Origin of the sequence: Stenotrophomonas sp. SRS1, assembly GCF_026130205.1 — a bacterium.
GTDB lineage: Bacteria > Pseudomonadota > Gammaproteobacteria > Xanthomonadales > Xanthomonadaceae > Stenotrophomonas > Stenotrophomonas rhizophila_B.
The window spans coordinates 68622-93818 of sequence record NZ_JAINFD010000002.1 but is presented as its reverse complement, the minus strand read 5'-3'; the positions used below and the strand labels follow the sequence as shown (position 1 = coordinate 93818).

General features: G+C 67.2%; 22 protein-coding genes. 10 read left to right on the top strand and 12 right to left on the bottom strand.

The window, feature by feature from the left end:
* Positions 1–353 precede the first annotated feature (353 nt).
* From K4043_RS06160 to hemF, 5 genes are read left to right on the top strand one after another with little or no spacing between them, the layout of a single operon-like run.
* Positions 354–2720, top strand: coding sequence for a prolyl oligopeptidase family serine peptidase (locus tag K4043_RS06160; protein WP_265308610.1), 2367 nt, complete (start codon positions 354–356; stop codon positions 2718–2720).
* A 7-nt stretch (positions 2721–2727) separates the two neighbouring features.
* Entirely contained in the window at positions 2728–3168 is a 441-nt protein-coding gene (locus tag K4043_RS06155) for an NUDIX domain-containing protein (protein ID WP_265308608.1), read from the top strand.
* A 30-nt stretch (positions 3169–3198) separates the two neighbouring features.
* On the top strand, positions 3199–3798 hold the full coding sequence (locus K4043_RS06150; protein WP_265308607.1) for a hypothetical protein: 600 nt from the start codon (positions 3199–3201) through the stop codon (positions 3796–3798).
* A 51-nt stretch (positions 3799–3849) separates the two neighbouring features.
* The gene (locus K4043_RS06145) at positions 3850–5484 is read left to right on the top strand and encodes a hypothetical protein (protein WP_265308606.1); all 1635 of its coding nucleotides are present in this window, start codon (positions 3850–3852) and stop codon (positions 5482–5484) included.
* Positions 5485–5536: 52 nt separating this feature from the next.
* Positions 5537–6433: an oxygen-dependent coproporphyrinogen oxidase gene (gene hemF / locus K4043_RS06140; protein ID WP_265308605.1), complete on the top strand. Its 897-nt coding sequence runs from the start codon at positions 5537–5539 to the stop codon at positions 6431–6433.
* 57 nt (positions 6434–6490) lie between these two features.
* Here hemF and K4043_RS06135 read toward each other — a convergent pair whose 3' ends face one another.
* Positions 6491–6964 (bottom strand): YetF domain-containing protein, encoded by a 474-nt coding sequence (locus K4043_RS06135; RefSeq protein WP_123729821.1) that lies wholly within the window; start codon positions 6962–6964, stop codon positions 6491–6493.
* A gap of 357 nt (positions 6965–7321) precedes the next feature.
* Positions 7322–10093 carry a DNA polymerase I gene (gene polA, locus K4043_RS06130; RefSeq protein WP_265308603.1) on the bottom strand — a complete coding sequence of 924 codons (2772 nt, stop codon included), beginning with the start codon at positions 10091–10093 and terminating at the stop codon, positions 7322–7324.
* 97 nt (positions 10094–10190) lie between these two features.
* On the opposite strand from polA, the gene K4043_RS06125 reads away from it, so the two are divergent.
* Both K4043_RS06125 and K4043_RS06120 read left to right on the top strand, forming a co-directional pair.
* Complete coding sequence (locus tag K4043_RS06125; protein WP_265308602.1) at positions 10191–10472, top strand: DUF2782 domain-containing protein; 282 nt, start codon at positions 10191–10193, stop codon at positions 10470–10472.
* Positions 10473–10552: 80 nt separating this feature from the next.
* Positions 10553–10792 carry a hypothetical protein gene (locus K4043_RS06120; RefSeq protein WP_123729818.1) on the top strand — a complete coding sequence of 80 codons (240 nt, stop codon included), beginning with the start codon at positions 10553–10555 and terminating at the stop codon, positions 10790–10792.
* A gap of 50 nt (positions 10793–10842) precedes the next feature.
* Here K4043_RS06120 and K4043_RS06115 read toward each other — a convergent pair whose 3' ends face one another.
* The 3 genes from K4043_RS06115 to K4043_RS06105 form a co-directional block, all read right to left on the bottom strand.
* Positions 10843–11289, bottom strand: coding sequence for a universal stress protein (locus tag K4043_RS06115; RefSeq protein WP_123729817.1), 447 nt, complete (start codon positions 11287–11289; stop codon positions 10843–10845).
* Between the two features lie 75 nt (positions 11290–11364).
* Complete coding sequence (locus K4043_RS06110; RefSeq protein ID WP_123729816.1) at positions 11365–11934, bottom strand: sugar O-acetyltransferase; 570 nt, start codon at positions 11932–11934, stop codon at positions 11365–11367.
* Between the two features lie 49 nt (positions 11935–11983).
* Positions 11984–12241, bottom strand: a complete 258-nt coding sequence (locus tag K4043_RS06105; RefSeq protein WP_123729815.1) for a hypothetical protein — start codon at positions 12239–12241, stop codon at positions 11984–11986.
* Between the two features lie 223 nt (positions 12242–12464).
* Between K4043_RS06105 and K4043_RS06100 the strand changes: the two genes are divergently transcribed.
* Positions 12465–13196 carry a ThuA domain-containing protein gene (locus tag K4043_RS06100; RefSeq protein ID WP_265308600.1) on the top strand — a complete coding sequence of 244 codons (732 nt, stop codon included), beginning with the start codon at positions 12465–12467 and terminating at the stop codon, positions 13194–13196.
* On the opposite strand, the gene K4043_RS06095 is transcribed toward K4043_RS06100, so the two are convergent.
* The 6 genes from K4043_RS06095 to rpmB all read right to left on the bottom strand — a co-directional run bounded on the left by K4043_RS06095 (position 13197) and on the right by rpmB (position 19555).
* Complete coding sequence (locus tag K4043_RS06095) at positions 13197–13751, bottom strand: hypothetical protein (protein WP_265308599.1); 555 nt, start codon at positions 13749–13751, stop codon at positions 13197–13199.
* Between the two features lie 121 nt (positions 13752–13872).
* Positions 13873–16062 carry a DNA helicase II gene (gene uvrD / locus K4043_RS06090; RefSeq protein ID WP_265308598.1) on the bottom strand — a complete coding sequence of 730 codons (2190 nt, stop codon included), beginning with the start codon at positions 16060–16062 and terminating at the stop codon, positions 13873–13875.
* A 63-nt stretch (positions 16063–16125) separates the two neighbouring features.
* The gene (locus tag K4043_RS06085) at positions 16126–17517 is read right to left on the bottom strand and encodes an FAD/NAD(P)-binding protein (protein WP_265309309.1); all 1392 of its coding nucleotides are present in this window, start codon (positions 17515–17517) and stop codon (positions 16126–16128) included.
* Positions 17518–17553: 36 nt separating this feature from the next.
* Positions 17554–18972 (bottom strand): cardiolipin synthase, encoded by a 1419-nt coding sequence (gene cls / locus K4043_RS06080; protein ID WP_123729810.1) that lies wholly within the window; start codon positions 18970–18972, stop codon positions 17554–17556.
* 168 nt (positions 18973–19140) lie between these two features.
* On the bottom strand, positions 19141–19308 hold the full coding sequence (rpmG, locus tag K4043_RS06075) for a 50S ribosomal protein L33 (protein WP_172407465.1): 168 nt from the start codon (positions 19306–19308) through the stop codon (positions 19141–19143).
* A gap of 10 nt (positions 19309–19318) precedes the next feature.
* On the bottom strand, positions 19319–19555 hold the full coding sequence (rpmB, locus tag K4043_RS06070) for a 50S ribosomal protein L28 (protein WP_019185625.1): 237 nt from the start codon (positions 19553–19555) through the stop codon (positions 19319–19321).
* A 319-nt stretch (positions 19556–19874) separates the two neighbouring features.
* Between rpmB and K4043_RS06065 the strand changes: the two genes are divergently transcribed.
* Positions 19875–21137: a glycosyltransferase gene (locus K4043_RS06065; protein WP_265308597.1), complete on the top strand. Its 1263-nt coding sequence runs from the start codon at positions 19875–19877 to the stop codon at positions 21135–21137.
* A 129-nt stretch (positions 21138–21266) separates the two neighbouring features.
* Entirely contained in the window at positions 21267–21968 is a 702-nt protein-coding gene (locus tag K4043_RS06060; protein WP_265308596.1) for an NYN domain-containing protein, read from the top strand.
* A 42-nt stretch (positions 21969–22010) separates the two neighbouring features.
* Here K4043_RS06060 and K4043_RS06055 read toward each other — a convergent pair whose 3' ends face one another.
* A complete protein-coding gene (locus tag K4043_RS06055; RefSeq protein WP_265308594.1) occupies positions 22011–25184 on the bottom strand; it encodes a CusA/CzcA family heavy metal efflux RND transporter in 3174 nt (1057 codons plus the stop codon).
* Positions 25185–25197 lie beyond the last annotated feature (13 nt).

Below are 25197 nucleotides of genomic sequence, written 5' to 3'. Positions count from 1 at the left end.
CCTGTATCCGTGAAAGGCACATGCGACCCGGTGACGCGCTGCTTCACTTTGTCGCAGGGGCTACCGCGAGCGTGAGGGCCCTTTCGCGGCCGGCAGGGGAAGCCAGGCTTTTCGGGGCCTGTCGGTGGGTTGGGCGCTGGGGCCCCATACCCTTGGAGGCGAAATAAAGGAGGAGGGGTCGGCCGCAGGCCGACGCCGGGGGACATTCGCCGGAAAGGGTATGGGGCCCCAGCGCCCAACCCACCGACCACCGCTTGCCTTCCGCGCGAGCACACGCCCATGACCTGTGGCCCCTTCCTGCGGCCCTTGCGGCTGCTACGCTTGCCGGGTTTTCCTCATTGGTGCCGCCCGCAATGCCCAGAACGCTGCCTTTGTCCCTGCTGCTGCTCGCCGCCCTCGGCGGTGCTGCCCATGCGGCGCCGACGCCGATCACCATCGAGCAGGCCATGGCCGACCCGGACTGGATCGGTCCGCCGGTCGAGAGCGCCTGGTGGTCCTGGAACAGCCAGCAGGTCGAGTACCAGCTCAAGCGCAACGGCAGCCCGGTGCGCGATACCTTCCGCCAGCCGGTCGCCGGTGGCGTGGCCGCACAGGTGGGCGATGACCAGCGCGGCACCCTGGATGTGGACAGCCCGGTCTACGACAGCGCGCGCCAGCGCTCGGCCTTCGTGCGCAACGGCGATGTGTTCGTGCGCGACCTGCGCAGCGGCGCCCTGACCCAGCTGACCCGCAGCACCGAGAAGTCCGTCGCGGTCAATTTCGCCCGCGACGGCGGTGTGATCTGGCGCACCGGCCAGAATTGGTTCCATTGGACGGCCGCAGCCGGCGTGCAGCAGGTCGCCAGCCTGAAGGCCGAGAAGAATCCGGACGATGCGCCCAAGGCCGATACCCTGCGCGAACAGCAGCTGCGTACCCTGGCCACGCTGCGCAATGATCGCGCCCAGCGCGAGACGCTCAAGGCACAGGAAGCCAGCTGGCGCCGCGCCGATGGCACCCGCGCACCGGGCCCGGTGTATCTGGGTGCGGATGTGGAGATCGTCGACAGCGTGCTCTCACCCGATGCACGCACCCTGATCGTGGTCACCAAGCCGAAGAGCTTCGATGAAGGCCGCGGCGGCAAGATGCCCAAGTACGTGACCGAGTCGGGTTACGAAGAGTTCGAGGACACCCGCACCCGCGTGGGCCGCAACGATCCGGAGCCGAATGCTCTGTGGCTGGTCGATGCCGTCGCTGGTACGGTCAAGCCGCTGTCGATGGACGGCCTGCCGGGCATCGGCACCGATCCGCTGGCCGCGCTGCGCAAGGCCGCTGGCAAGGACGCCCTCAAGGGCAACCGCCCGGTGGAAGTGCTTGGTGGCCCCGGCGCGCCCGGCATCCGCTGGAGCCCCGATGGTCAGCAGGCCGCGATCATGCTGCGCGCCAACGACAACAAGGATCGCTGGATCGCCAGCGTGACCCCGGCCAGCGCCAAGCTGGAAACGCGTCATCGTCTGACCGACAGCGCCTGGATCAACTGGAGCTTCAACGATTTCGGCTGGTCCAACGACAACCGCACGCTGTGGCTGCTGTCCGAGGAATCGGGCTACTCGCACCTGTACACCCAGCAGGGCACGGCCAGGCCGCAGGCGCTGACCGGCGGCAAGTGGGAAACCTCGATGCCGGTACCCAGCGCCGACGGCCGCGGCTTCTACTTCCTGTGCAACCAGCAGTCGCCGGGCGACTACGAAGTGTGCGCGGTGGACAACGCCAGCAAGCAGGTGCGTGAGCTGACCTCGCTCAACGGCGTGGAAGACTTCTCGCTGTCCCCGGACGGCCAGCAGCTGCTGGTGCGTTACTCCGGCGCCTACCTGCCGACCCAGCTGGCCGTGGTGCCCGCTGCCGGTGGCCAGGCCAAGGTGCTGACCGACACCCGCACCGCCGAGTTCAAGGCGCGCGAGTGGGTCCAGCCCAAGCTGGTGCAGGTGCCGTCCAAGCACGGTGCCGGCGTGGTCTGGGCCAAGTACTACGGCCCGGAGACCTTCGAGCCGGGCAAACAGTACCCGATCGCCATGTTCGTGCACGGCGCCGGTTACCTGCAGAACGTACACCAGCAGTACCCGGCCTACTTCCGCGAGCAGATGTTCCACAACCTGCTGGTGCAGAAGGGCTACGTGGTGCTGGACATGGATTACCGCGGCAGCGCCGGCTACGGCCGCGACTGGCGCACGGCGATCTACCGCAACATGGGCCACCCGGAACTGGAAGACTACAAGGACGGCCTGGATTGGCTGGTCGCCACCAAGCAGGGCGACCGTGACCACGCCGGCATCTACGGCGGTTCCTACGGCGGCTTCATGACCTTCATGGCGCTGTTCCGCTCGCCGGGCACGTTCAAGGCCGGCGCGGCGCTGCGCCCGGTGGTCGATTGGCACCAGTACAACCACGGCTACACCGCCAACATCCTCAACACCCCGGACATCGACCCGGAGGCGTACCGCACATCGTCGCCGATCGAATACGCCGAAGGCCTGCAGGATCACCTGCTGATCGCGCACGGGATGATGGACGACAACGTGTTCTTCCAGGACTCGGTCAACCTCACCCAGAAGCTGATCGAGCTGCACAAGGACAACTGGACGATCGCGCCGTACCCGCTGGAACGCCACGGCTATGTGCGTGCCGATTCCTGGCTGGACCAGTACAAGCGCATCCTCAAGCTGTTCGAAGAGAACCTGAAGTAATCCAGCGATGACGTCGGTTTCTACTGACGGGCAGCACGCCGCGGCGACGATCGATATCGTCGCCGCGGTCGTTTTCGACGCCAGTGGCCGTGTGCTGGTGGTGCGCAAACACGGCTCGGACACCTTCATCCAACCCGGCGGCAAGCCCGAGCCCGGCGAAGCACCGTTGGTTGCCTTGGCGCGTGAGCTGCACGAAGAACTCGGGGTCGCCCTGGACCCTGCCAGTGCTGTACCGCTGGGCCGGTTCGAGGCATGGGCGGTGCACGAGGCCGGGCACCGCGTACGGGCACATGCCTATCTGGTGAGGGTCATCGGCATGCCCCGCGCACAGGCGGAGATCGCCGAACTGGCCTGGGTGCCGCTGCGCCCGCCGCATGGGGTGCGCTTGGCACCGTTGAGCGCAGACCATATCCTGCCCGCGGCCGCGAACGCGGTGGCTGCGACCTAGACGTCGCGGCCTGCCCAACCAGGACACCGGATGTCAGCGTCGCTTCCCCCGCAATTGCCTTCCTGCACGCCACACCCCAGCGGGGATGGTGCACCTGCGTTTCTCGCACCCCTGCTCAAGTCCGTGCTGCTGGTCTGCCTGGTCACGGCCGCGATGTGGGCGGTGCTGGCACTGATTGCGATCCCCCTGTCGGGCTCGGAGGCGCTGCAGGCGCTGCTGGCCGATGAGGACCTGCACTGGCTGCCCGGCTCGCTGCGCTGGCTGCTCACCCACCCGGTGCTGGCCAACGTACTGCTGTGCGTGTCGAGCCTGCTGGGCATTGCGGCGTGCTGGGGGATGCTGCGTCGCTGGCGCTGGGCGTGGGCACTGTTCATCGTGCTGCTGGCGGTCACCGCCGTGCTCAACGTGATCGCCGCGTGGTTGCTGGACGATGCCTTCCGCCACCTGCTGGCGCAGATACCCGGTGACACCCTGTCGATCGAACTGCTCAAGCTGCGCAGTGAGCTGCGCGTGCAGCGCGTGATCTGCAGCGGCCTCGCCGGCATGACCGCGATGGCCTTCGCGGTACTGCAGGGCTGGCTGATCGTGCGCTTGTGCGCGGCCGATGTACGTGCGCTGTTCCGCCGCTGACCTGTTTCCCGCAGCGCCACGGTGCGCTGCACGACCTGCAAGGATGATCGTGTGACTGTTTGCCTCCCCCTTCTGCGCCGCCACGGCTGGCGCGCGACCCTGTTCACCCTGCTCACGGCGGTCAGCCTGCCGGCAGCGGCCCAGGCCATGGTCTGTGGCACGTTCGTGGCCAAGGACAGCGGCACCACGTTGACCCTGCACAGCGCCAACGAGGGCGTTCGGCAGATTCCCGGCCAGGCGCCCGAGCCTTACATCCTCAGCCGCATCGGTGACGAACTGAAGTTGGCCGACCTCGACAACGGCGGTGTCGGATCGCTGAACGTGCAGGAAGGCGGTCGCCTGCTGAGTGACCGCTTCAACGAATACCGCTTGCAGAAGGCGGCCACCTGTCACCCCGCTGCGGTATTTCCAGCCCGATCGTGCCGGGCCGAGATCGGCACCTGCCTGAACGACACGCTCTTTGCCAGCAACGACCGCCTGCGGCAGTGGTGCCGCGAGGATGTCCCGGCCGCCTGCAAGCGCCTGCTGGCCAATTTCCAGTCCGAAGCGCGCGAGGCCAGGACGCTGGCGGCGACCCGGGACGATACTCCGGAACTGCCCGAGCCGGAGGTCTGCAAACCCGCGTCCGCGGAGTACGACCAGGCTGCCTGTCTGGAGGCCGCGCGCGACGCGATGGGACAAGCCCTGGCCAAGGCGCTGCTTGGCGGGCTCAGCGCAGCCAAGGCGTCACCGCTGCCGGCCATACAGCTCGATGAGATCACCACCCTGTGCCGGGCACAGACCAGCGGCACATTCTGTGCCAACGCTGCCGAGACGTTGTGGGACGCCGGCCGCCTGATCCCGGCCCGCGATGCACTGCAACGGGCGTGCGCCCTGGGCAGGGACCCGCGCGCCTGTGAGCGTGCAGCGCCGCTGGCCACGCTGGATGCCAAGGCACTGACCCCGGTGACAGCCACTGCCCTGCCCTGCGGCAGCTACGTGGCCAGCCAGGGCCTGATGGACCATCTGCCGTTCGGCGATGGCGGCATGATCGACAGCGGCTTCGGCGGCAAGCTGCGCGCGCGGCTGGTCGATGGCGACATCCGCGTGCGCCACGACCAGGGCGACGACTTCGTGTTCAAGCGCCTGGCCAACGGCAACCTGATCGGCATGGACAGCTGGAACCGCTTCAGCTACTACGAGCGCACCGGCGAGGCGCAGCAGTGCAGCGCGCCGGTGATCTTCGTCGAAACCCCGCTGCCGCAGGATTGCCCGACGCTCGGCCGCGAGGGCGGTGCGCAGGCGTGCTGCGCGGCCGGCAAGCTGCAGGGCTGCAATGCCGCCGGTCACCAACTGGCGCTGCGCAACCGCTGGGCCGAGGCGGCGCCCTTCTACATGAAGCTGTGCACCGCTGGCGTACGCGAAGGCTGCGAGAACCTGGCCAGCGTCTACGAGCACACCGGTGACGAGGCGCTGCCCGAACAGATGGCCGCCCTGTGCGCGAAGGATGGCAAAGGCACCCATGTGGCCTGCGATGTGCACGCGACCCGCAACTGGGGCCTGATGCGGGTCAGCGCCGGGCTGGAACAGATTGCCGAGCGCATGACGACCGAGCCCGATGCCGAAGCGGACGACGACAAAGCACCGGCCGAGGCCCCCACCACGACGAAGAACAGCAAGAGCAGCACCCGCAAAAGCGGCCACTGAGCGCCAGTGAGCACACGCAGGCCGTGCACCGGCCTGCGGTAAAGTAGCGCCCATGAACGATTTCGACCGCGTCCGCGCGTATCTGACCGACCTGCAGGACCGCATCTGTGCGGCGATTGAAACCGCCGACGGCCAGGCCCGCTTCACTGAAGATCTCTGGCAGCGCGCGGAGGGTGGCGGTGGCCGGACCCGCATCCTGCGCGATGGCGCGGTGTTCGAGCAGGCCGGGATCGGGTTCTCCGATGTGGCCGGCACGCGCCTGCCGCCGTCGGCCTCGGCGAACCGGCCGGAGCTGGCCGGGGCTTCCTGGCGCGCCACCGGCGTCTCGCTGGTGTTCCATCCCGCCAATCCCTACCTGCCGACCACGCACGCCAACGTGCGCTACTTCCGCGCCGAGCGCGATGGCGTGGCAGTGGCCTCGTGGTTCGGCGGTGGCTTCGACCTCACCCCGTTCTACCCGATCGACGAAGACGTGCGGCACTGGCACCAGGTCGCGCATGATCTGTGCGCGCCCTTCGGCCAAGAGCGCTATGCGGCGCACAAGCGCTGGTGCGATGAGTATTTCTTCCTGCGCCACCGCAACGAGACGCGCGGCGTGGGCGGGTTATTCTTTGACGATCTGCACGGGGATTTCGAGCGCGATTTCGCCTATCTGCGCGCGGTCGGCGACGGTTTCCTGGACGCCTATCTGCCGCTGGTCGAGCGCCGCAAGGACACGCCCTACGGCGAGCGCGAGCGCGAATTCCAGCTGTACCGGCGCGGCCGCTATGTCGAGTTCAATCTGGTCTACGACCGCGGCACCCTGTTCGGGCTGCAGAGCGGTGGGCGCAGCGAAAGCATCCTGATGAGCCTGCCGCCGCGCGTGCGCTGGGAGTATGGCTTCCAGCCGGAGGCCGGCAGCGATGAGGCGCGTTTGGCCGATTACCTCGTCCCGCGCGACTGGCTCTAACGGCTCTAACGGGGACGGAGGTAGTTAAGCGCATGCGCTTAACTACCTCCGTCCCCGTTATTTCTTCGGGACGATCGTGATGTGCCCGTTGATCTCCAGCACCGCCAAGGCGACGTCGTCGATCGTCAGGCAGCCCTGCTGACGCAGCGCGGCGTCCAGATCGGACGGGGTCACCAGCTCACGCTTGAGTACCGAGTCGAGCACTTTGCCATCGCGTGCGATCAGCACCGGCTCGCCTTCGACCAGCGATTCGATCCGACGGCTGCGCGTGGTCAGCCAGCCGACGCCGTAGTTGATCGAGATCAGCGTCGCCGCGAGCAGCAGGCCGCCGCCCAGGGAGGTGTCCTGGCCCAGCAGTGCGTTCTGCACCGCGTTGCCCAGCAGCACGATCAGCAACACGTCGAAGGGGGTGATCTGGCCCAGCGCGCGTTTGCCCGAGAGCCGCACCATGCCCAGCACCACCACGTACACCACCACCGCGCGCAGGATGAATTCCCACCACGGCATGGCCAATGCAAACAGGTCGCTCATCGCCTCTCCCCGACTGGTCCGGCCAGCATGGGCCGGCACCCGGCCAGAGGCAATGGTTGGGCATCGCGGGCGGCCGTTTTCCGGCGCCACAAATAAAAAGCCCCGCCAACCAGGGGGAGGTTAGCGGGGCCGGGGAACGGGCGCTTGGGGAGGAGCCCCCGTTCCGAGATCTGCTCCAGGGGATGGGAGAGATCCACAACAGGCGTTGCGCCTGTCGAGGTCTATAAAAGCACTCCGAACATTGATAGTTCGTGAAGGCGCCCAATTAATACTGGGCTCCTCCCGGAAACATTCATCCAACAGTCAGATTATCGGGAAGCAATGAACCAATTCAGCGTTTTGACTGTGATTCAGGCCTCAATGTGCCTCGTCCCAGTTATCACCGACGCCAGCGTCCACCACCAACGGCACGCGCAGTTCGGCCGCTGACGACATCAGTTCAACCACTTTCAAACGCAAGGTGTCGAGGAAACTGCTTTCGGTTTCGAACACCAGTTCATCGTGAACCTGCAGAATCATCTTGGCCTGGTCGCTGTGGTCCTGCAGCCAGCTGTCCACCTTCACCATGGCGCGCTTGATGATGTCCGCCGCGGTGCCCTGCATCGGGGCATTGATCGCGGCCCGTTCAGCACCCGCCCGCAGGCCTTGGTTGCGGGCGTTGATGTCGTTCAGGTACAGGCGGCGGCCGAACAGGGTTTCCACATAGCCCTGGTCGCGGGCCTGCTGGCGCATCCGCTCCATGAAGTCGCGCACGCCCGGGTAGCGGCTGAAGTACAGCGCTACGTAATCCTGGGCCTGGCCACGGTCGATGCCCAGGTTGCGGGCAAGGCCGAACGCGCTCATGCCGTACATCAGGCCGAAGTTGATCGCCTTGGCGGCCCGGCGCTCGTTCGAGGTGACCTCCTCCAGGCTGCGGCTGAAAACTTCCGCCGCGGTCGCCCGGTGCACGTCCACGCCCTGCTCGAAGGCCCGCACCAGGCCGGGGTCCTCGGAGAGGTGGGCCATGATCCGCAGCTCGATCTGCGAGTAATCGCAGGCCAGGATCTTGCGGCCCGGCGGGGCCACGAAGGCGCGGCGGATGCGGCGGCCATCCTCGGTGCGGATCGGGATGTTCTGTAGGTTCGGGTCCGATGAGGACAGCCGGCCGGTGGCGGCACCGGACTGGTGGTAACTGGTGTGTACCCGCCCGGTGTCCTGGTTGATCATCTCCGGCAGCTTGTCGGTGTAGGTGCTGCGCAGCTTGGCCAGCCCGCGGTACTCCAGGATCACCCGCGGCAGCTCGTGCTGCTCGGCGATCGCCTCCAGCGCCTCTTCATTGGTGCTGGGCTGGCCCTTGGGGGTCTTCACCAGCGCCGGCAGCTGGAGTTCGTCGAACAGCACGGCCTGCAGCTGCTTGGGCGAATCCAGGTTGAAGGTGCGCCCGGCCAGCTCGGTGGCCTTCTGCTGGGCGGCCAGCATGCGCGAGCCCAGGTCCTGGCTCTGCCGGCGCAGTTCGGCCATGTCGATGTGCACGCCATTGGCTTCGATGCGGGTCAGCACTGGCACCAGCGGCATCTCGATGTCGCGGTAGACGCTGTCCAGCGAGGGCGTGGCCCGCAGCTGTGGCTGCAGCGCGTGGTGCAGGCGCAGGGTCACGTCGGCATCTTCGGCGGCGTAGCGGCAGGCTTCGTCCAGGCCCACCTGCGAGAACGAGATCTGCTTGGCACCCTTGCCGGCCACCTCCTCGAACTTGATGGTGGTGTAGCCCAGATAGCGCATCGCCAGCGAGTCCATGTCATGGCGCGTGGCGGTGGAATTGAGCACGAAGCTCTCCAGCATGGTGTCGTCGTGGTACCCCTGCAGGTTCACGCCGTGGCGGCGCAGCACGTGCAGGTCGTACTTGCCGTGCTGGCCAAGCTTCTTCTTGGAGGGGTCTTCCAGGGCAGGACGCAGCGCGGCCAGCACCTGCTCGCGTGGCAGCTGCGCCGGCGCGCCGGGGTAATCGTGGCCGACCGGGATATAGGCCGCCCGGCCCGGCTCGACCGCCAGGCTGATGCCGACCAGGTTGGCGCGCATGGCGTCCAGCGCGTCGGTCTCGGTATCGAACGAGATCAGCTCGGCATCGGCCAGGCGCTGCACCCAGGCGTCGAGCTGCTCGGTGGTCAGCACCATCTCGTACTCGCCGGGGGCGGAGAGCGCCGGATCGACCGGCACCACCGCCTCATCCGGCGTGGCACGGGCGTAGCCGGCCGCAGTGCCGCGCAGGCTGACCGGGGCATCGCTGGCAGCGGCCGGGGCCGGCACGGGGCCGCCCAGCTCCTTCAGCGCCTGGGTGAAGCCGTAACGCAGGTACAGCTCGCTCAGCGACGGCACGTCCGGGTCGCGCAGCGGCAGCGTCTGCGCCGAGACCTCCAGCGGCACATCGGTGCGGATCGTGACCAGCTCGCGGTTGAGCGGCAGGCGCTCCAGTGCCGCGCGCAGGTTCTCGCCGATCTTGCCCTTCATGGTCGGCGCCGCCGCCATCACCCCATCCAGGTGCTGGTACTCGGCCAGCCACTTGGCGGCAGTCTTGGGGCCGCACTTCTCCACGCCGGGCACGTTGTCCACGGCATCGCCCATCAGCGCCAGCAGGTCGACGATCTGGTCGGCGCGCACGCCGAACTTCTCCATCACCGCCGCGTCCGAATCCATGCGGCTGCCGGTCATGGTGTTGACCAGTTCGATACCCGGGCGGACCAGCTGGGCGAAGTCCTTGTCGCCGGTGGAGATGGTCACCTGCAGGCCATCGCGGTGGCCCTGCAGGGCCAGCGTGCCGATCACATCGTCGGCCTCCACGCCGGGGATGCGCAGGATGCTCAGGCCCAGCGCCTCGACGATGCGGCACATCGGCTCGATCTGCGGCCGCAGGTCGTCAGGCATCGGCGGGCGGTTGGCCTTGTAGTCGGCATACAGGTCGTCACGGAAGGTCTTGCCGGGCGCATCGACCACGAAGGCGACGTACTCAGGGCGCTCCTTCAGGGTGGCGCGCAGCATGTTGACCACACCGAACAGCGCGCCGGTGGGTTCACCGTGTGCGTTGGTCAGCGGCGGAAGCGCGTGGAACGCGCGATACAGGTAACTGGACCCGTCAATCAGGACTAATCGGCTCATGTGACGATTCTACGCGCCCGGCCCTGACCGTCGTCGGCACCGGCCTCACGATCCATCGGGCATAATCGGGCCCTCTTCGCCCAAGGACTCCCGGCCCATGAAGATTCTGTTGCTCGCAGTCGTGCTCGCGCTGGCTGGCTGTGCCACTGGTGGCGGCGGCAGGCCCCCGGTCGATGTCACCGGTGCCGATGTGGTCAAGACGGTCCAGGACAACGGCGACACCATCGAGGAGTACCGGGTCGGCGGCCAGCTGCGGATGGTCAAGGTGACCCCGTCGCGCGGCGCCCCGTTCTACATGTACGACCAGAACGGCGATGGCCGCATGGACGGCGACAAGGACGGCGTCTCGCCGGTGTACTGGAAGCTCTACAGCTGGTGATTCGGGCGTTGACCGCTGCCGCCCCGTGACCGCACGGGGTCGGCCAGGCGCTGACCCCCATCCCTGCTTTCCCACGCTCGATGACAACACCCGAACGCCGCCACGATCCGAATCCGGCTGAACTGCGCGCCGGCCTCACTGCAGAGCAGCGCCAGGCGGTGGAGACGCTGGAGCATTTCGGCTGGCAGCTGCGCTTCGTGCGTCGCCCGCTGTTCCGCGATCCCGTGCCGGTGCTGTTCGACCGGACGGGCGAGCGCTATGTGGTGCTGCAGCCGGATGGCACGCTGGATGAATCGCAGACGTTGAAACTGCGCGATTGAGGGGCACTGAGGGGCACTGCCGGCCAGCGGCCGGCACTACCGCTTCCCCGTTATCGGATGACCAGCACCGGTACCGTGCTGCGTGCCAGCACTTCGGCGGTCTGGCTGCCGAGCAGCACACGGGTCACGCCACGGCGGCCGTGCGAGGTCATCACGATCAGGTCGCTGCCGCGTTCGGTGGCGGTATCGATGATGCCATCGGCGGCATAGCGGTCCAGCACATGCACGGTTTCGGTGCGCAGGCCCTGCGCTTGCGCAGCAGCCTTGGCCGGCTGCAGCACCTTCTGCGCGGTCTCTTCGCGGTCGGCTTTGTATTCGGGCGTGTTCATGTAGCCCACGCTCCAGCCCATCGCGTCATACATGCCCACCGCCCATGGCTCGGAGACGGTCACGATATCGACCTCGGCATCGAGGTCCTTGGCCAGCTCCAGGCCCTTGGCCAAGCCTTTCTCGGCCAGCTCCGAACCATCGGTGGCAATCAGGATGCGCTTGTACATGGCAGAGCTCCTTGGGGTGTGCGATGGGAACATCACCATTGCACACCCGGTGTGGACGCAGTGCCTTGAGCTGGATCAATCGCCGTGGGCGCGCGCAGGCACCCCCCGCGCCGGATTGCCCACCACGGTGGCGCCCGCAGGCACATCGCGGGTGACCACACTGCCCGCACCCACCACCGCGTCATCGCCGATGGTGACGCCGGGCAGCACGATCGCGCCGCCCCCGATCCAGACATTGCGCCCGATCCGGACCGGCTTGGCCGACTCCAGGCCTTCAGCCCGCGCCTGCGGATCACGCGGATGGTCGGCAGCATAGATCTGCACTGCCGGACCGATCTGGGTGCCATCGCCGATGCTGACCTCGGCCACGTCCAGGATCACGCAGTTGTAGTTGAGGAACACGCCTTGCCCCAGGCGGATGTTGTAGCCGTAATCGCAGTGGAATGGCGGCCGGATCACCGCGCCCTCGCCGACCGCACCGAGCTGCTCGCGCAACAGCGCACGGCGCACGGCTGGGGTTTCGGCCAGGGCGGCGTTGTAGCGGACCATCCACACCTTGGCGGCGGCCATGTCGGCCTGCAACTCGGGATCACCGGGGCGGTAGGGCAGCCCGGACAGCATCTTTTCCTTTTCACTCGGACGCATATGGCCTCCATCAGACAGAAGCCGATGATGCCGGTTGCGTGTTCGACTGTCAGCGCGTGCGGCGACGCGTGCCCAGCAGCGCGACCAGTGCGAAGACGATGCCGCTCAGCCAAAACCACAGCGTTGCCCGGCCGATGCACACCCCACTGGGCTGCGGCTGGCAGCGCAGGCGCAGCAGATCGAAGTCGCCGCCGTCGGCCAGGCAGGTCTGCGCGTGCTGGAACAGGGCCAGCACCGGCTCGGCCCAGCCTGCCGACCATGTCAGCAGGACCAGTGCAGCAAGCAGATATGGAATTCCCTTGTTCACGAGTGCGCTCCCAGCGGACAGGGGCAGACTCTGGGCGCCGACCGGGGGAGCGACAAGCGGCACGCGACGAACTGTGTGAAATCCGGGATGAGCCGGGGGCGATCGGGGATGAAGCGAGACGCCCTGGCCCACCACAACGCGGATAGCGCAGGCATGCGCTGCCTGGGATGCCTGTGCTGCAGCGCAGGACGGAGACCGACAGCGCCCATGACAGACTTCGCGCATGCGCCCTCTGCTCATCGCCCTGCTGTGCTCGCTGGCCCTGCTGCCGCTACCCGGACTTTCCGCCGCGCCGGGTCCGGACCGCGTGCTGATCTTCAGCCGCACCGCCAAGTTCCACCACGACGCGATTCCTGTGGCCGTGGCGACGCTGCGCGAGCTGAGTGCCGAGGCCGGCATGACGGCGGACCCGAGCGACGATCCCCGCGATTTCCGCCCCGACAACCTCGCCCGCTACCGCGCCGTGGTCTTCGCCAATACCACCGGCGATGTGCTCGACGCCGCGCAGCAGGCGGCGATGGAACAGTTCATCCGCAACGGCGGCGGCTTCATGGGCGTGCACGCCGCGGCCGACACCGAGTACGACTGGCCGTGGTACGGCGAACTGGTCGGCGCGTGGTTCCACAAGCACCCCGAGGGTCTGCAGGAGACGCGGGTGCAGCCTGAGCGTGACGGCAAACCGTCAGGCCCGGCGTGGCCGATCCGCGATGAGCTCTACAACTACCGGCGCAATCCGCGTGGGATGGTGCAGGTCATCGCGACGGTGGACGAAGCGCGCTACGACGGCGGCACCATGGGCGCCGATCATCCCATCGCCTGGTGCCGGCCCTTCGATGGCGGCCGCAGCTGGTACACCGGGCTGGGCCATGATGCTGCGGTGTACGGCAATCCGGATGTGCGGGCGCAGCTGCGCCGTGGCCTGCGCTATGCAGCAGGCCACGCGCCGGACTGCTGATCAGGCGGTACGCACCACGCGTGCGCCCTGGCACAGCGGGTAGCTCGCCAGCAGATCGGCGATGCGCGCGTGCAGGGTGTCGAACGAGGCGCCATACAGATACAGCGCCGTCTCGGTCGGGCCCTGCCACCAGCTGCAGATCTCGCCGTGGCCTTCGATGCGCTCGACGATCTGTTCGAACACATAGTTCGAATCACACTGTTCGTAGACCTCATCGGGCAGATCGGTGCCGTTGAGATACAACGCCAAGCCTTCGGTGACGCCGAACGGCTGAACGGGGGCGCCTTCGCGCTGGATCAGCGAGCCCTTCGGCGCTCCCAGCTGCTCCAGCAGCTCGATCACACCAGGCAACGAGGCCGGATCGTTCAGCGCGACCTCGATATCGCCGTAGTCCACTTCACCGTCTTCGGTCAGCGCGGTGCCACCGCCGGTGATCTCGCCCAGCTCGGCACTGCCCAGCAGCGCATCGAGCGGGTCTTCGAACAGCTCATGGCGATGCTCGGGCTGGAGCCTGGCGTTCAACTTGACGGTGAGGTGCAGCGGCGAATCGGTCATGGCGGGGGCCTGCGCGAAAGGAATGCCGCCCATTGTAGTGCCGGCCGCTGGCCGGCTCGCGACAACGCCGCGGCAAAGAGCAGCCGGCCAGCGGCCGGCACTACTGGATGACGAGCGTCGCTCAGAGCACCGTCAGATTGGCATACGCCATCACCAGCCACTTGCTGCCGGCCTCGATGAATTCGACCTGCACGCGGGCGTGCTGGCCGCTGCCTTCGTAGTCGGTGACCATGCCTTCGCCGAACTTGGGATGGTTGACCATCGCGCCCAGCTTGAGCGGCGGCGCTTCCAGTGCCGCGTGGCCCATCACCCGGTTGGCACCGAGCGAGGTGCCGCGCGAGACCTGCACCTTGGGGCGCACTTCGTTGACCAGCTCACGCGGGATCTCGCGCAGGAAGCGCGAGGGCACGTTGTAGTTGTCCTGGCCATGGATGCGACGTGATTCGGCGTAGCAGAGCACCAGCTTCTGGCGCGCGCGGGTGATGCCCACGTACGCCAGGCGACGTTCTTCTTCCAGCCGGCCGCTTTCTTCCAGCGAGCGCGCGCTCGGGAACAGGCCGTCTTCCATGCCGGCCAGGAACACCAGCGGGAACTCCAGGCCTTTGGCAGCGTGCAGCGTCATCAACTGCACGCCCTCTTCGCCGGCCTGGGCCTGGCCTTCGCCGGCTTCCAGCGAGGCGTAGGCGAGGAAGGCGACCAGCTCGCTCATGTCCTGGGTTTCTTCGACATCGTCTTCGCGACGCACGAAGCGCGAGGCCACCGAGACCAGTTCGTCCAGGTTGTCCGCGCGCGATTCCGAATCCAGCGCGTTGCGGCTTTCCTTGGACCAGTGCTCACGCAGGCCCGAGCGCATCAGCACGTGGTCGATGCGTTCGGCCAGGGTCATCGTGTCGGCTTCGGCCTGGAGCTGGTTGACCAGCACCAGGAACCCGGCCAGCGCGTTGCGTGCACGTGCAGCGAGCTCATTGCCCTGGGTGGTCAGCATGGTGGCCTCCCACAGCGAGATCGCGTGGGTACGGGCCAAACGGCGCACTTCATCCAGGGTGCGGTCGCCGATGCCACGCGTCGGCGTGTTGACCGCACGCTCGAAGGCGGCGTCATCGTTGCGGTTGGTCATCAACCGCAGGTACGCCAGCGCATCCTTGATTTCGGCACGCTCGAAGAAGCGCATGCCGCCATACACACGGTACGGCACCTGCTCGGAGAGCAGCGCTTCTTCGAAGGCACGCGATTGTGCATTGCTGCGATAGAGCACGGCGACGTCGCCATAGCTGCCACCATCGCGCACCCACTGGCGCGCGCGCTCGACCACGTAACGCGCTTCGTCCATTTCGTTGTAAGCCGCGTACAGATCGATCGGATCACCATCGCCGCTGTCGGTCCACAACTCTTTGCCGATGCGGTCCGGGTTGTGCGCGATCACCGCATTCGCCGCGCCGAGGATGTTGGCGGTGGAGCGGTAGTTCTGCTCCAGGCGCACGGTCTGCGCGCCCGGGAAATCCTTCAGGAAGCGCTGGACGTTCTCGACCTTGGCGCCGCGCCAGCCATAGATGGCCTGGTCGTCGTCGCCGACCACGAACACGTGGCCGGTCTCACCGGCCAGCACGCGCACAAAGGCGTACTGGATGGCATTGGTGTCTTGGAACTCGTCCACCAGGATTTCGCGGAAGCGCGAACGGTAGTGCGCCAGCAGCGCCGGGTTGTCGCGCAGCAGTTCATGCGCGCGCAGCAGCAGCTCGGCGAAATCGACCAGACCGGCGCGGTCGCAGCGCTCCTGATAGGCGATATACGCCTGGCGCATGGTTTCCAGCCACGCGTCATGCGGCTCGGGCTGGATGTGCTGCGGACGACGGCCTTCGTCCTTCTGCTCGTTGATCCACCAGGCGATCTGCTTCGGCGGGAACTTGCCGTCGTCGATCTCCAGCTGCTGGACCACGCGCTTGACCAGCCGCAGCTGGTCGTCCGAATCCATCACCTGGAAGCTGTCGGGCAGCTTGGCGTCCTGGAAGTGCAGGCGCAGCAGGCGATGGGCCAGGCCGTGGAAGGTGCCGATCCACGCGCCGCGGCTGCCCTGCGACAGCTGCAGGTCGATGCGGTGACGCATCTCGCCGGCGGCCTTGTTGGTGAAGGTCACCGCAAAAATGCCATGGGTCGGCACGCCGCAGACTTCATTGAGCCAGGCGATGCGGTGGATAAGCACGCGGGTCTTGCCGGAACCGGCACCGGCAAGCACCAGATGGTGGCCGGGCGGGGCGGACACAGCTTCGCGCTGGGCGGGGTTCAACCCGTCGAGCAAGTGGGAAACATCCATGTCCCCATTTTACCCTCGGGCGGGGCGCTCCGGGCCGTTACCCGGCACCCGGATCGAACGGGTTCAGCCGCGCGCGGCCTGTTCGGCCTGCACGCGCAGTTCCGGGATCGCCAGGCTCTCCCACAGGGTGCCGATGCGCAGGCTGCCGACCACCCGGATCGCGGGCTGCGGCTGGCCATGGCCATCGATCAGGGCACCGTCGTCCACCGTGGTCTCCAGCCCAAGGCCGTGCGGGCCAGGGCGGGCATGTCCGTCCGCCAGCAGTTGCTGGATCAGCGGATTACGCATGGACAGCGCGCGGATCTCCACCCCGGTGGCATTGATCACCGCGCCTACGGTCAGGGGCGGCAGGCCACCGTCCGGGCTGCGGCCGTGCAGCTGCAGCCCGCGTTCCTGCACCAGCAGCGTATCCAGCCGGGCCCGATGGCGCTGCAGCTGGCCGCTGCGCTCCAGTTCGCTCACCTGGGCATGCACCGATTCGGCGATGCGGTGGCGGTGCACGTCCCAGTACCGCACCACGTGGCGCAGGAAGCGGCGCTGATCGGCCTCGCCCAGGCTCAGCCACAACGCCTGGCCCATCGGCCGGATGCGGTCCATCACGCTCTGCCATGGAATGCCTTGGGCCGCGGCGGCATCGGCCTGCGCGCGCAGCTCGCGCACGCGCTGGCGCAGCGACATCGCCAGCAGCGGCTGCGGATCGAAGGTGACCGCAGCGCCGTGCGCCTGTGGCAACGGCAGCAGCGCATGGCGCGACAGCACGTAGATGCGCCCGCGGTGACCGGCAGCGGCCAGGGCAACCACACTGTCGGCCATGCTCAGGCCCGAGCCGATGATGGCCAGATCGTCATCGCCGGCCAGCACGCGCACGCCGTCGTAATCCCACGCCTCCACCGCCTGTGCGGGCGGCAGTGCGTCGGCACCGGGTACCGGCAGCGGACGCATGCTGTTGCCACAGGCCAGCACCACGCGCTGCGCGCGCCACGTCACGTCATCGTCGAGCCGCAGCTCCACGCCGTGTCCGGTCGGCTCCAGCGCGAACACCGGCTGCTCGACCACCTCCAGCGCCGCTGCGCTGCGCTCGCATGCCTGTTCCAGGCGCTCACGCAGGTAGGCGGCGAAATGGCGGCGCGGCACGAACTGGTCCGCCAGCACCGCGCGCGGCACATCGGCAATCGCCTGGCTGTCGATCAGGTAATCCAGGAAATCCGCAGGCTGATCGGGCAGCCCGCTCATCTTGCCGGCCGGCACGTTGAGCAGGTGCTCAGGCCAAGGCGTGGCGTAGGCGATGCCTTCGGCCAGCGCCGACGCCGGCTCGAACAACACGATGCGTGACGGTCGCGCAGCATGGCGCAGGGCCTGCAGCGCAACGAGGACGCCGGCAGCGCCGCCGCCGACGATGGCCAGATCACACTGGCGGTGGGTATCGGACGCAGTCATGCCTCGATTGTAGGCGATGCGCGTGGGCCGGCCGTCCACGTGCGTCACAGCGGGCTACATCAACGCATCGGCCAGCCGCGCGATGCCTTCGCGGCTGCGCTTCCACGCCGGCCGTTGGCGCCACGTCGCCAGATCGAGCTGACGGGACTGTTCGAGATAGTCGGCTTCGATCTGCGCCAGCTGCCGCACCATGCCCGGGTCATAGCAGAGCATGCCGATCTCGGCATTGAGCGCGAACGAGCGGATATCCAGGTTGATCGAGCCGACCAGGGCAATGTCTTCATCGACGGTCAGGTGCTTGGCATGCAGGAAATGCGGTTCGTACAGTGCGATGCGCACACCGCTGCGCAGCAGCTCATCGTAGTAGGCCTCCTGCGCCCACGAGGTCAGCCGCTGGTTGGTGCTGGCCGAGAGGATCAGCTGCACCTGCACGCCGGACAGCGCCGCGATGCGCAGCGCACTCAAGGTCGCCTCATCCGGCACGAAATACGGCGTGACCAGCACGATGCGCCGGCGCGCCAGATGGATCAGCGCGTTCACCGCATCGCGCGCATTGCTGAAGGGGTAGGCCGGGCCACTGGGGAGCAGCTGGGTCGGTACATCGGCCGAGCACACCGGCACAGCGGTGAGTACGTCCAGGCGCTGCCCGGTTTCCATGTACCAGTCGCTGGCGAACACGGCTTCCAGGTGCGCCACCACCGGGCCGCGCACGCGCGCGACCAGCTCCTTGTTCGGGAACCCCGCAACAAACTGCGCGCGCGCCAGGTTCTGTGAGCCGATGTAACCGACGCGGTTGTCGATCACCGCGATCTTGCGATGGTTGCGTAGGTCCATGCGGCCACTGCGGCGCCACCGCAGCCCACCGGGCAGCATCGCGCGCACATCTACGCCGAGGGCTTGGAGACGGTGGCGGTAGTGGCGCAGCCCGCGCTTGGCCCCGACTGCATCAAGCAACACGCGGCAGTGCACGCCGCGCGCCGCAGCCCGCTGCAGCGCTTCGACGATGGCCTCGCCGACGGCATCGTCGAACATCAGGTAGTACAGCAGGTGCACGCGCTCACGGGCCTGGTCGATGTCTTCGATCAGGGCCTGCAGCGAGGCGTCGTAGTCATTGAGCAGATCCACCGCGTTGCCGTGGATGGGCATGAAATCGCCCTGGCGCTCGATCAGCGGCACGATCTCGGCGGTGGCCGTCTCCGGCGGGGGCGTCCAGCGCAGGGGCGGCTGCAGGGCCTGCTCCTCGCGGATCACCTGGGAGGCCTCGGCCTGGCGCTGCACGCGTTGGCGCGACAGCCACGGATGGCCGAACAGCAGGTACAGCGGCAGCCCGAGCAACGGCACGAAGCCGACCAGCAGCAACCAGCTGCGCGCGGCACCGGGCGTGGTGCGGCTGGGAATCCACAACAGCGCGGCCAGCCGGATCAGCCAATCCAGCATCAACAACCACGAACCCAGCAGCCACTCGAACAGCATCGCGTCGCCCGTCGGGAAGGGAAACGCATTCTGCCATGGGCCGCTGTGCCGCTGCGCCGCTGGGGTGACCGGTGCAGCCGCTGCGGCCCGGCACCGTGCGATGCCGGAAACGGAAAAACCCGCCACGAGGGCGGGTTTTTCGTCGGGAAGCTCAAGGATCCTTGCGGATTACTTGATCTTGCCTTCCTTGTACAGGACGTGCTTGCGCACGACCGGATCGTACTTCAGGAATTCCATCTTCCCGGGGGTGTTCTTCTTGTTCTTGTCCGTCGTGTAGAAGTGGCCAGTGTTGGCCGTCGAAATCAGACGGATCTTATCGCGCTTGCCTGCCATGATCGTTTACTCCTCAGACCTTTTCGCCGCGCGAACGCAGCTCAGCCAGAACGGAGTCGATACCGTTCTTGTCGATGGTGCGCAGGGCATGCGCGGAAACACGAAGCTTGACCCAGCGGTTTTCGCTGGCAACCCAGAAGCGGCGCTCGTGCAGGTTGGGCAGGAAACGACGACGGGTCTTGTTGTTGGCGTGCGAGACGTTGTTACCCGTCTGCACTCGCTTGCCGGAAACTTGGCATACGCGGGACATTGCGCACCTCGATAAAAGTAGTTGTCAGCCCATAGCCCGGGCGACGGCGGCCTCGGCGGTTTCCCGCCACACGTCATGAGAATCAAAGGGTTACGCTGTCGAGGGCGGACCGGATGACGTGTTCCCGGCCACCGATCCAAAGGTTTTTGGACACAGCGAGCCGCGCATTATGCCCGCTTCGGGGGGCTGCGGCAAGCTGGCGCGGCGCCGGCACGCCATCCCGGTCCCGTGACGGGCCCTCCGCTAGGCTGCCCGGGCATCGAACCCGGACTCAATGGATGACCCCAGCGCCTTCCTTCCCCCTCCCCAGCGGCCTTTCATGAAGCTGCTCGCCCTGACCTACGGCACCGAAGGCGACACCCGCCCGCTGGTGATGCTCTGCCATGGGTTGATCGCCGCGGGCCATGAGGTGCTGCTGCTGGCCGAGCGCGGCACGCTGGAGACCGCGCGCGAGCTGGGTGTCCCGCATGCCGCGCTGGAGGGCGACATCCATGACGAGGTCGTGGCGCTGGTCTCGCGCGGTAACGCCCGTCTCGCCGCCTCGCGGGGTCTGGCGCGGATGGCGCAACGGCACGTGCCCGGATGGATACGCCAGGCCGATGCCGCTGCCGCCGGCTGCGATGCCGTGCTGACCGGCGGGCTGGCCGCTTTCGTCGGCCTGACCGTGGCCGAGCACCACGGGCTGCCGGTGATCGGCACCGGGATGATCCCACTGACCCCGACCGCCAGCTTCCCCTCCCCGTTCCTGCCACGCCTGCGCTTGCCCGGCGTTCTCAACCGGCTCAGCTACACCTTGGTCAACCACGCGGTGTGGCGCACCTTCCGGCGTCCGATCAACGCCGCGCGAGTGGCACTGGGCATGCCGAGGCGCGCCTCCCCCTGGCGGGATCTGCCGATGCTGTACGGCATCTCGCCCAGTCTGCTGCCACCGCCGCTGGACTGGCCGGACAACCACCAGATCTGCGGCCAGTGGCGCGCGCCCGAGCGTGGCTGGCAGCCGCCGCCGGATCTGCAGGCCTTCCTGGAGGCCGGTCCCGCCCCGGTCTACCTCGGCTTCGGCAGCATGACCGGCTTTGATCGCGACCAGGTGCTGCCTGCACTGCTGGCGGCCCTGGCGCCGCGGCGGGTGCTGCTGTTCCCGGGCTGGGCCGGGCTGCCCAGTGCTCCCCTGCCGCCCAACGTGTTCGTGATCGGGCCGACCCCGCATGAGGCATTGTTCCCGCGCTGCGCGCTGATCATCCATCACGGTGGCAGCGGCACCACACATTCGGCCTGCCGGGCCGGCGTGCCCTCGCTGGTGATGCCGTTCGCCGCCGACCAGTTCTTCTGGGCGGATCGGCTGCACCGGCTGGGCGTGGCACCGGCGGCGTTGTCGCCGAAGCGGTTGGACGCCAACACGCTGGGACGGGCAGTTGGCTTCGTCGAGCACGCCGAAACGCGTGAACGGGCTGCTGCTCTGGGAAGGGAGATGGGCACCGAAGAGGGGGTGGAGGAAGCGGTCGATCTGATTCAGCAATGGCTTGCAGGAAATCGATCAGCGCTGAGTGGACGAGGCGGGGCCAAGTGTGACCCCGTCATTTGACCGCCACGGCAACGGACTGCTGTAATGGCCCCACGACCCCGCCCTTGCCGTCGTCATTCAGTTGGCTAAACGGCTTGGGACGAAGAAACCGCCGAAAGGCGGTTTTTTCATGCCCGAAGGAAAGTGCGCATGACTGACACCACCGCCGTCTACGTGGATGGCTACAACTTTTACTATGGCCGGATCCGGGGGACGTCCTACAAGTGGGTGGACATCGTCACGCTGTTCGAACGCTTGGTGCATGAGCAGACGCCGACGTCACAGATGACGTTGGTCAGGTACTTCAGTGCGTTTTGCCTTGCCCGGTTCTCGACTCATGGCAATGCGTCCACGATCGCCCAAGACAGCTTTCTACGTGGGCACGAAGTCCGTCATGGCAGCCGTTTCCAGAAGACAATGGGAACCCACACGCATGATCGCAGCGGGACCAAGATGCCGCGATATGTCGATGGACAGCCCTTCAATCGGGCCGATAGGGTGAAAGTCTGGAAGCTCGAGGAGAAACAGACGGATGTGAACATTGCGCTGGCAATGTATCGCGATGCCGCGTCAGGAAGATTCTCACAGCTGGTGGTGTGCTCCAACGATAGTGATGTGGAACCGGTGCTACGCGCCATCAGGGAGGATTTTCCGCGTGTTCGCCTTGGAGTGATCACCCCAAGGCGGCCTCCCGAGGAAGCTGCGGTTGCCCACCGCAACATGATGTCCTCGCTGTCAGCGAATGCGCATTGGGCGCGCAGCCATATCCACGATGAAGAGCTGGCGTCCTGCCAGTTGCCTGACCGGATCCAGACCGGAAAGAAGCCTATCGATAAGCCAGCCCATTGGTGAGGCGGCCGGGTCCGCACGTGACATCACGTACGGACCCGTCCTTCATACCGCGTCAGGCCCGTTCCGATGCAGCCACCGATACAGCACCGGCAACACCAACAACGTCAGCAGCGTCGACGAGACGATGCCGCCGATCACCACGGTCGCCAGCGGGCGCTGCACCTCCGAGCCGGCGCCGACGTTGAAGGCCATCGGCACGAAGCCGAGCGAGGCCACCAGCGCGGTCATCAGCACCGGGCGCAGACGGCCCAAGGCACCGTCGCGCACCGCCTGCGGCAACGGCATGCCGTGCTCGCGCAGGCTGCGCACGAAGCTGATCATCACCAGGCCGTTGAGCACCGCCACACCGGACAGCGCGATGAAGCCCACGCCGGCCGAGATCGACAACGGAATCCCACGCAGCGCCAGCGCGAGCACACCGCCGGTGAGCGCCAGCGGCACGCCACTGAACACGATCGCCGCATCCTTGACCGAGCCGAAGGCCCAGAACAGCAGCGCGAAGATGATCGCCAGCGTCACCGGCACCACGATCGACAACCGCTGGCTGGCCGAGATCAGCTGCTCGAAGCTGCCGCCGTACTCGATCCAGTAGCCGTTGGGCACCTGCACATCGCGCCCGATCGTCTGCTGCAGCTCGCCGACAAACCCGCCGAGGTCGCGGTCGCGCACATTGGCGGTAACCACGATCCGGCGCTTGCCGTTCTCGCGGTTGATCTGGTTCGGCCCTTCGCTGTTGCCCAGCGTTGCCAGCTCACGCAGCGGCACCGTGCGTGCACTCCCGCTGGTCCAGCTACCGGTGCGGCTGGACTCGTCGGCGTCATCGGCCAGCGCCGTCTCCAGCGACACCGGCAGGTCCGCCAGGGCGGCCGGGTCCTGGCGTAGCGCTTCGGGCAGGCGCACCACGATGTCGAAGCGGCGGTCGCCTTCGAACAACTGCCCTGCCACCTGCCCGCCGACCGCGGTGGCCACGGTCGACTGCACCTGGCCCGGATTCAAGCCATACCCGGCCAACGCGGTGCGGTTGGGGGTAACGGTCAGCAACGGCAGGCCGCTGGTCTCCTCCACCCGCACGTCGGCCGCGCCCGGCACCGTGCCGACCACCGCCGCGATGCGCTTGCCGACCGACAGCAGCGTGTCCAGATCGTCGCCGAACAGCATCACCGCCACGTCGGCACGCACCCCGGAGATCAGCTCGTTGGTGCGCATCTGGATCGGCTGGGTGAACTCGTAGTTGTTGCCGGGCAGCTGCTCGACCGCCTCCTCCAGCTCAGCCAGCAGTGCCGCACGCGATTTGCGTGGATCCGGCCAGGCCTTGCGCGGTTTCATCATGATGAAGGTATCGGCGACCGACGGCGGCATCGGATCGGACGCGACCTCCGGCGTGCCGATCTTGGAGAACACCTTGTCCACCTCGGCGAACTGCACCAGCCGGTTCTCGATCTGCTTCTGCATCTCGATGGACTGGGTCAGGCTGGTCCCGGGGATGCGCATGGCGTGCATGGCGACATCGCCTTCGTCCAGGTTCGGCACGAACTCGCTGCCCAGCCGCGTGGCCAGCAGGCCGCAGCCGACCACCAGCACCAGCGCACCACCGACCATCCAGCGGCCGCGACGCAGCGAGAAGGCCAGCATCGGCTCGTAGCGCCGACGCACCCAGGCCATCAGGCGGTTTTCCTTCTCCTGCACACGGCCACCGAGGAACAGCGCGATCGCCGCGGGCACGAAGGTCAGTGCCAGCACCATGGCACCGGTCAGGGCCAGCACCACGGTGATCGCCATCGGGTGGAACATTTTTCCTTCCACGCCGGTGAGCGCGAAGATCGGCAGGTACACCGCGGTGATGATGCCCAGCCCGAACAGGCTCGGGCGGATCACCTCGGCGGTGGCGCTGGCGGTTTCGGCGAAGCGTTCATCGCGGGTCATGTCGCGGCCGAGCGCGTGCTGGCGTTCGCCGAAGCGGCGCAGGCAGTTCTCGATGATGATCACCGCCCCGTCGACAATCAGGCCGAAGTCCAGCGCCCCCAGGCTCATCAGGTTCGCCGAGACGCCGCCACGGGCCATGCCGGTCAGGGTGAACAGCATCGCCAGCGGAATCACCGCCGCGGTGATCAATGCCGCGCGGAAGTTGCCGAGCAGCAGGAACAGCACCACGATCACCAGCAGGGCGCCTTCGATCAGGTTCTTGGCGACTGTTGCGATGGTGCGGTCGACCAGCGCGGTGCGGTCGTAGCTGGCGGTGACGGTGACGCCCTCGGGCAGACTGGCCTGTGCCTGCTGCAGACGCGCCGCCGCGGCCTGGGCCACATCGCGGCTGTTGGCCCCGATCAGCATCACCACCGTGCCCATCACCACTTCATGGCCATTCTGGGTGGCCGCACCACTGCGCAGCTCCGGTCCGTCCTGCACCTGGGCGACGTCGTGCACGTGGATCGGCACGCCTTCGCGGCGGGCCAGCACGATGTTGCCGATTTCCTCCAGGTTGGCGACCTGGCCGGGGATGCGGACCAGGAACTGCTGGCCGTTGCGTTCGATGTAGCCGGCGCCGACGTTCTGGTTGTTGGCCTCCACCGCCTGCGCGACATCTTCCAACGTGAAGCCCAGCGCGCGCAGGCGTGCCGGATCCGGGGTGATGTGCACCTGGCGCTGGAAGCCACCGATGGTGTTGACCTCGGTCACGCCGGGCACGTTGCGCAGCTGCGGCCGGATCACCCAGTCCTGCAGGGTGCGCAGGTCAGTGGCGGTGTACGCCGTGCCATCGGCCTTGCGCGCCTTGGGATCGGCATCGATGGTGTACATGAAGATCTCGCCAAGGCCGGTGGAGATCGGGCCCAGCTGCGGATCCAGCCCGTCGGGAATCTGCGATTTGACCTGCTGCAGGCGTTCGGCGACCTGCTGACGCGCGAAGTAGATGTCGGTGCCGTCCTTGAACACCACGGTCACCTGCGAGAGCCCGTAGCGCGACAGCGAGCGTGCCTGCTCCATCGCCGGCAGGCCGGCCATCACCGTTTCCACCGGATAGGTGATGCGCTGTTCGGTCTCCAGCGGCGAGTAACCGGGGGCCGCGGTATTGATCTGCACCTGGACATTGGTGATGTCCGGCGTGGCGTCGATCGGCAGCTTGGTGAAGCTCCAGCTGCCGATGACGATCAGCACCAGGGTCAGGGCCATCATCAACCAGCGATGGGCGATGGCGGCACGGAGGATGCGCTCAAGCATGACGGCGCCCTCC

Excerpts from the sequence above, each read along its gene's own strand:
- K4043_RS06160 (WP_265308610.1), top strand. The coding sequence starts at position 354 with ATGCCCAGAACGCTGCCTTTGTCCCTGCTGCTGCTCGCCGCCCTCGGC.
- K4043_RS06155 (WP_265308608.1), top strand. The coding sequence starts at position 2,728 with ATGACGTCGGTTTCTACTGACGGGCAGCACGCCGCGGCGACGATCGAT.
- K4043_RS06150 (WP_265308607.1), top strand. The coding sequence starts at position 3,199 with ATGTCAGCGTCGCTTCCCCCGCAATTGCCTTCCTGCACGCCACACCCC.
- hemF (WP_265308605.1), top strand. The coding sequence starts at position 5,537 with ATGAACGATTTCGACCGCGTCCGCGCGTATCTGACCGACCTGCAGGAC.
- K4043_RS06135 (WP_123729821.1), bottom strand. The coding sequence starts at position 6,964 with ATGAGCGACCTGTTTGCATTGGCCATGCCGTGGTGGGAATTCATCCTG.
- polA (WP_265308603.1), bottom strand. The coding sequence starts at position 10,093 with ATGAGCCGATTAGTCCTGATTGACGGGTCCAGTTACCTGTATCGCGCG.
- K4043_RS06125 (WP_265308602.1), top strand. The coding sequence starts at position 10,191 with ATGAAGATTCTGTTGCTCGCAGTCGTGCTCGCGCTGGCTGGCTGTGCC.
- K4043_RS06120 (WP_123729818.1), top strand. The coding sequence starts at position 10,553 with ATGACAACACCCGAACGCCGCCACGATCCGAATCCGGCTGAACTGCGC.
- K4043_RS06115 (WP_123729817.1), bottom strand. The coding sequence starts at position 11,289 with ATGTACAAGCGCATCCTGATTGCCACCGATGGTTCGGAGCTGGCCGAG.
- K4043_RS06110 (WP_123729816.1), bottom strand. The coding sequence starts at position 11,934 with ATGCGTCCGAGTGAAAAGGAAAAGATGCTGTCCGGGCTGCCCTACCGC.
- K4043_RS06100 (WP_265308600.1), top strand. The coding sequence starts at position 12,465 with ATGCGCCCTCTGCTCATCGCCCTGCTGTGCTCGCTGGCCCTGCTGCCG.
- K4043_RS06095 (WP_265308599.1), bottom strand. The coding sequence starts at position 13,751 with ATGACCGATTCGCCGCTGCACCTCACCGTCAAGTTGAACGCCAGGCTC.
- uvrD (WP_265308598.1), bottom strand. The coding sequence starts at position 16,062 with ATGGATGTTTCCCACTTGCTCGACGGGTTGAACCCCGCCCAGCGCGAA.
- cls (WP_123729810.1), bottom strand. The coding sequence starts at position 18,972 with ATGCTGTTCGAGTGGCTGCTGGGTTCGTGGTTGTTGATGCTGGATTGG.
- rpmB (WP_019185625.1), bottom strand. The coding sequence starts at position 19,555 with ATGTCCCGCGTATGCCAAGTTTCCGGCAAGCGAGTGCAGACGGGTAAC.
- K4043_RS06065 (WP_265308597.1), top strand. The coding sequence starts at position 19,875 with ATGAAGCTGCTCGCCCTGACCTACGGCACCGAAGGCGACACCCGCCCG.
- K4043_RS06060 (WP_265308596.1), top strand. The coding sequence starts at position 21,267 with ATGACTGACACCACCGCCGTCTACGTGGATGGCTACAACTTTTACTAT.
- K4043_RS06055 (WP_265308594.1), bottom strand. The coding sequence starts at position 25,184 with ATGCTTGAGCGCATCCTCCGTGCCGCCATCGCCCATCGCTGGTTGATG.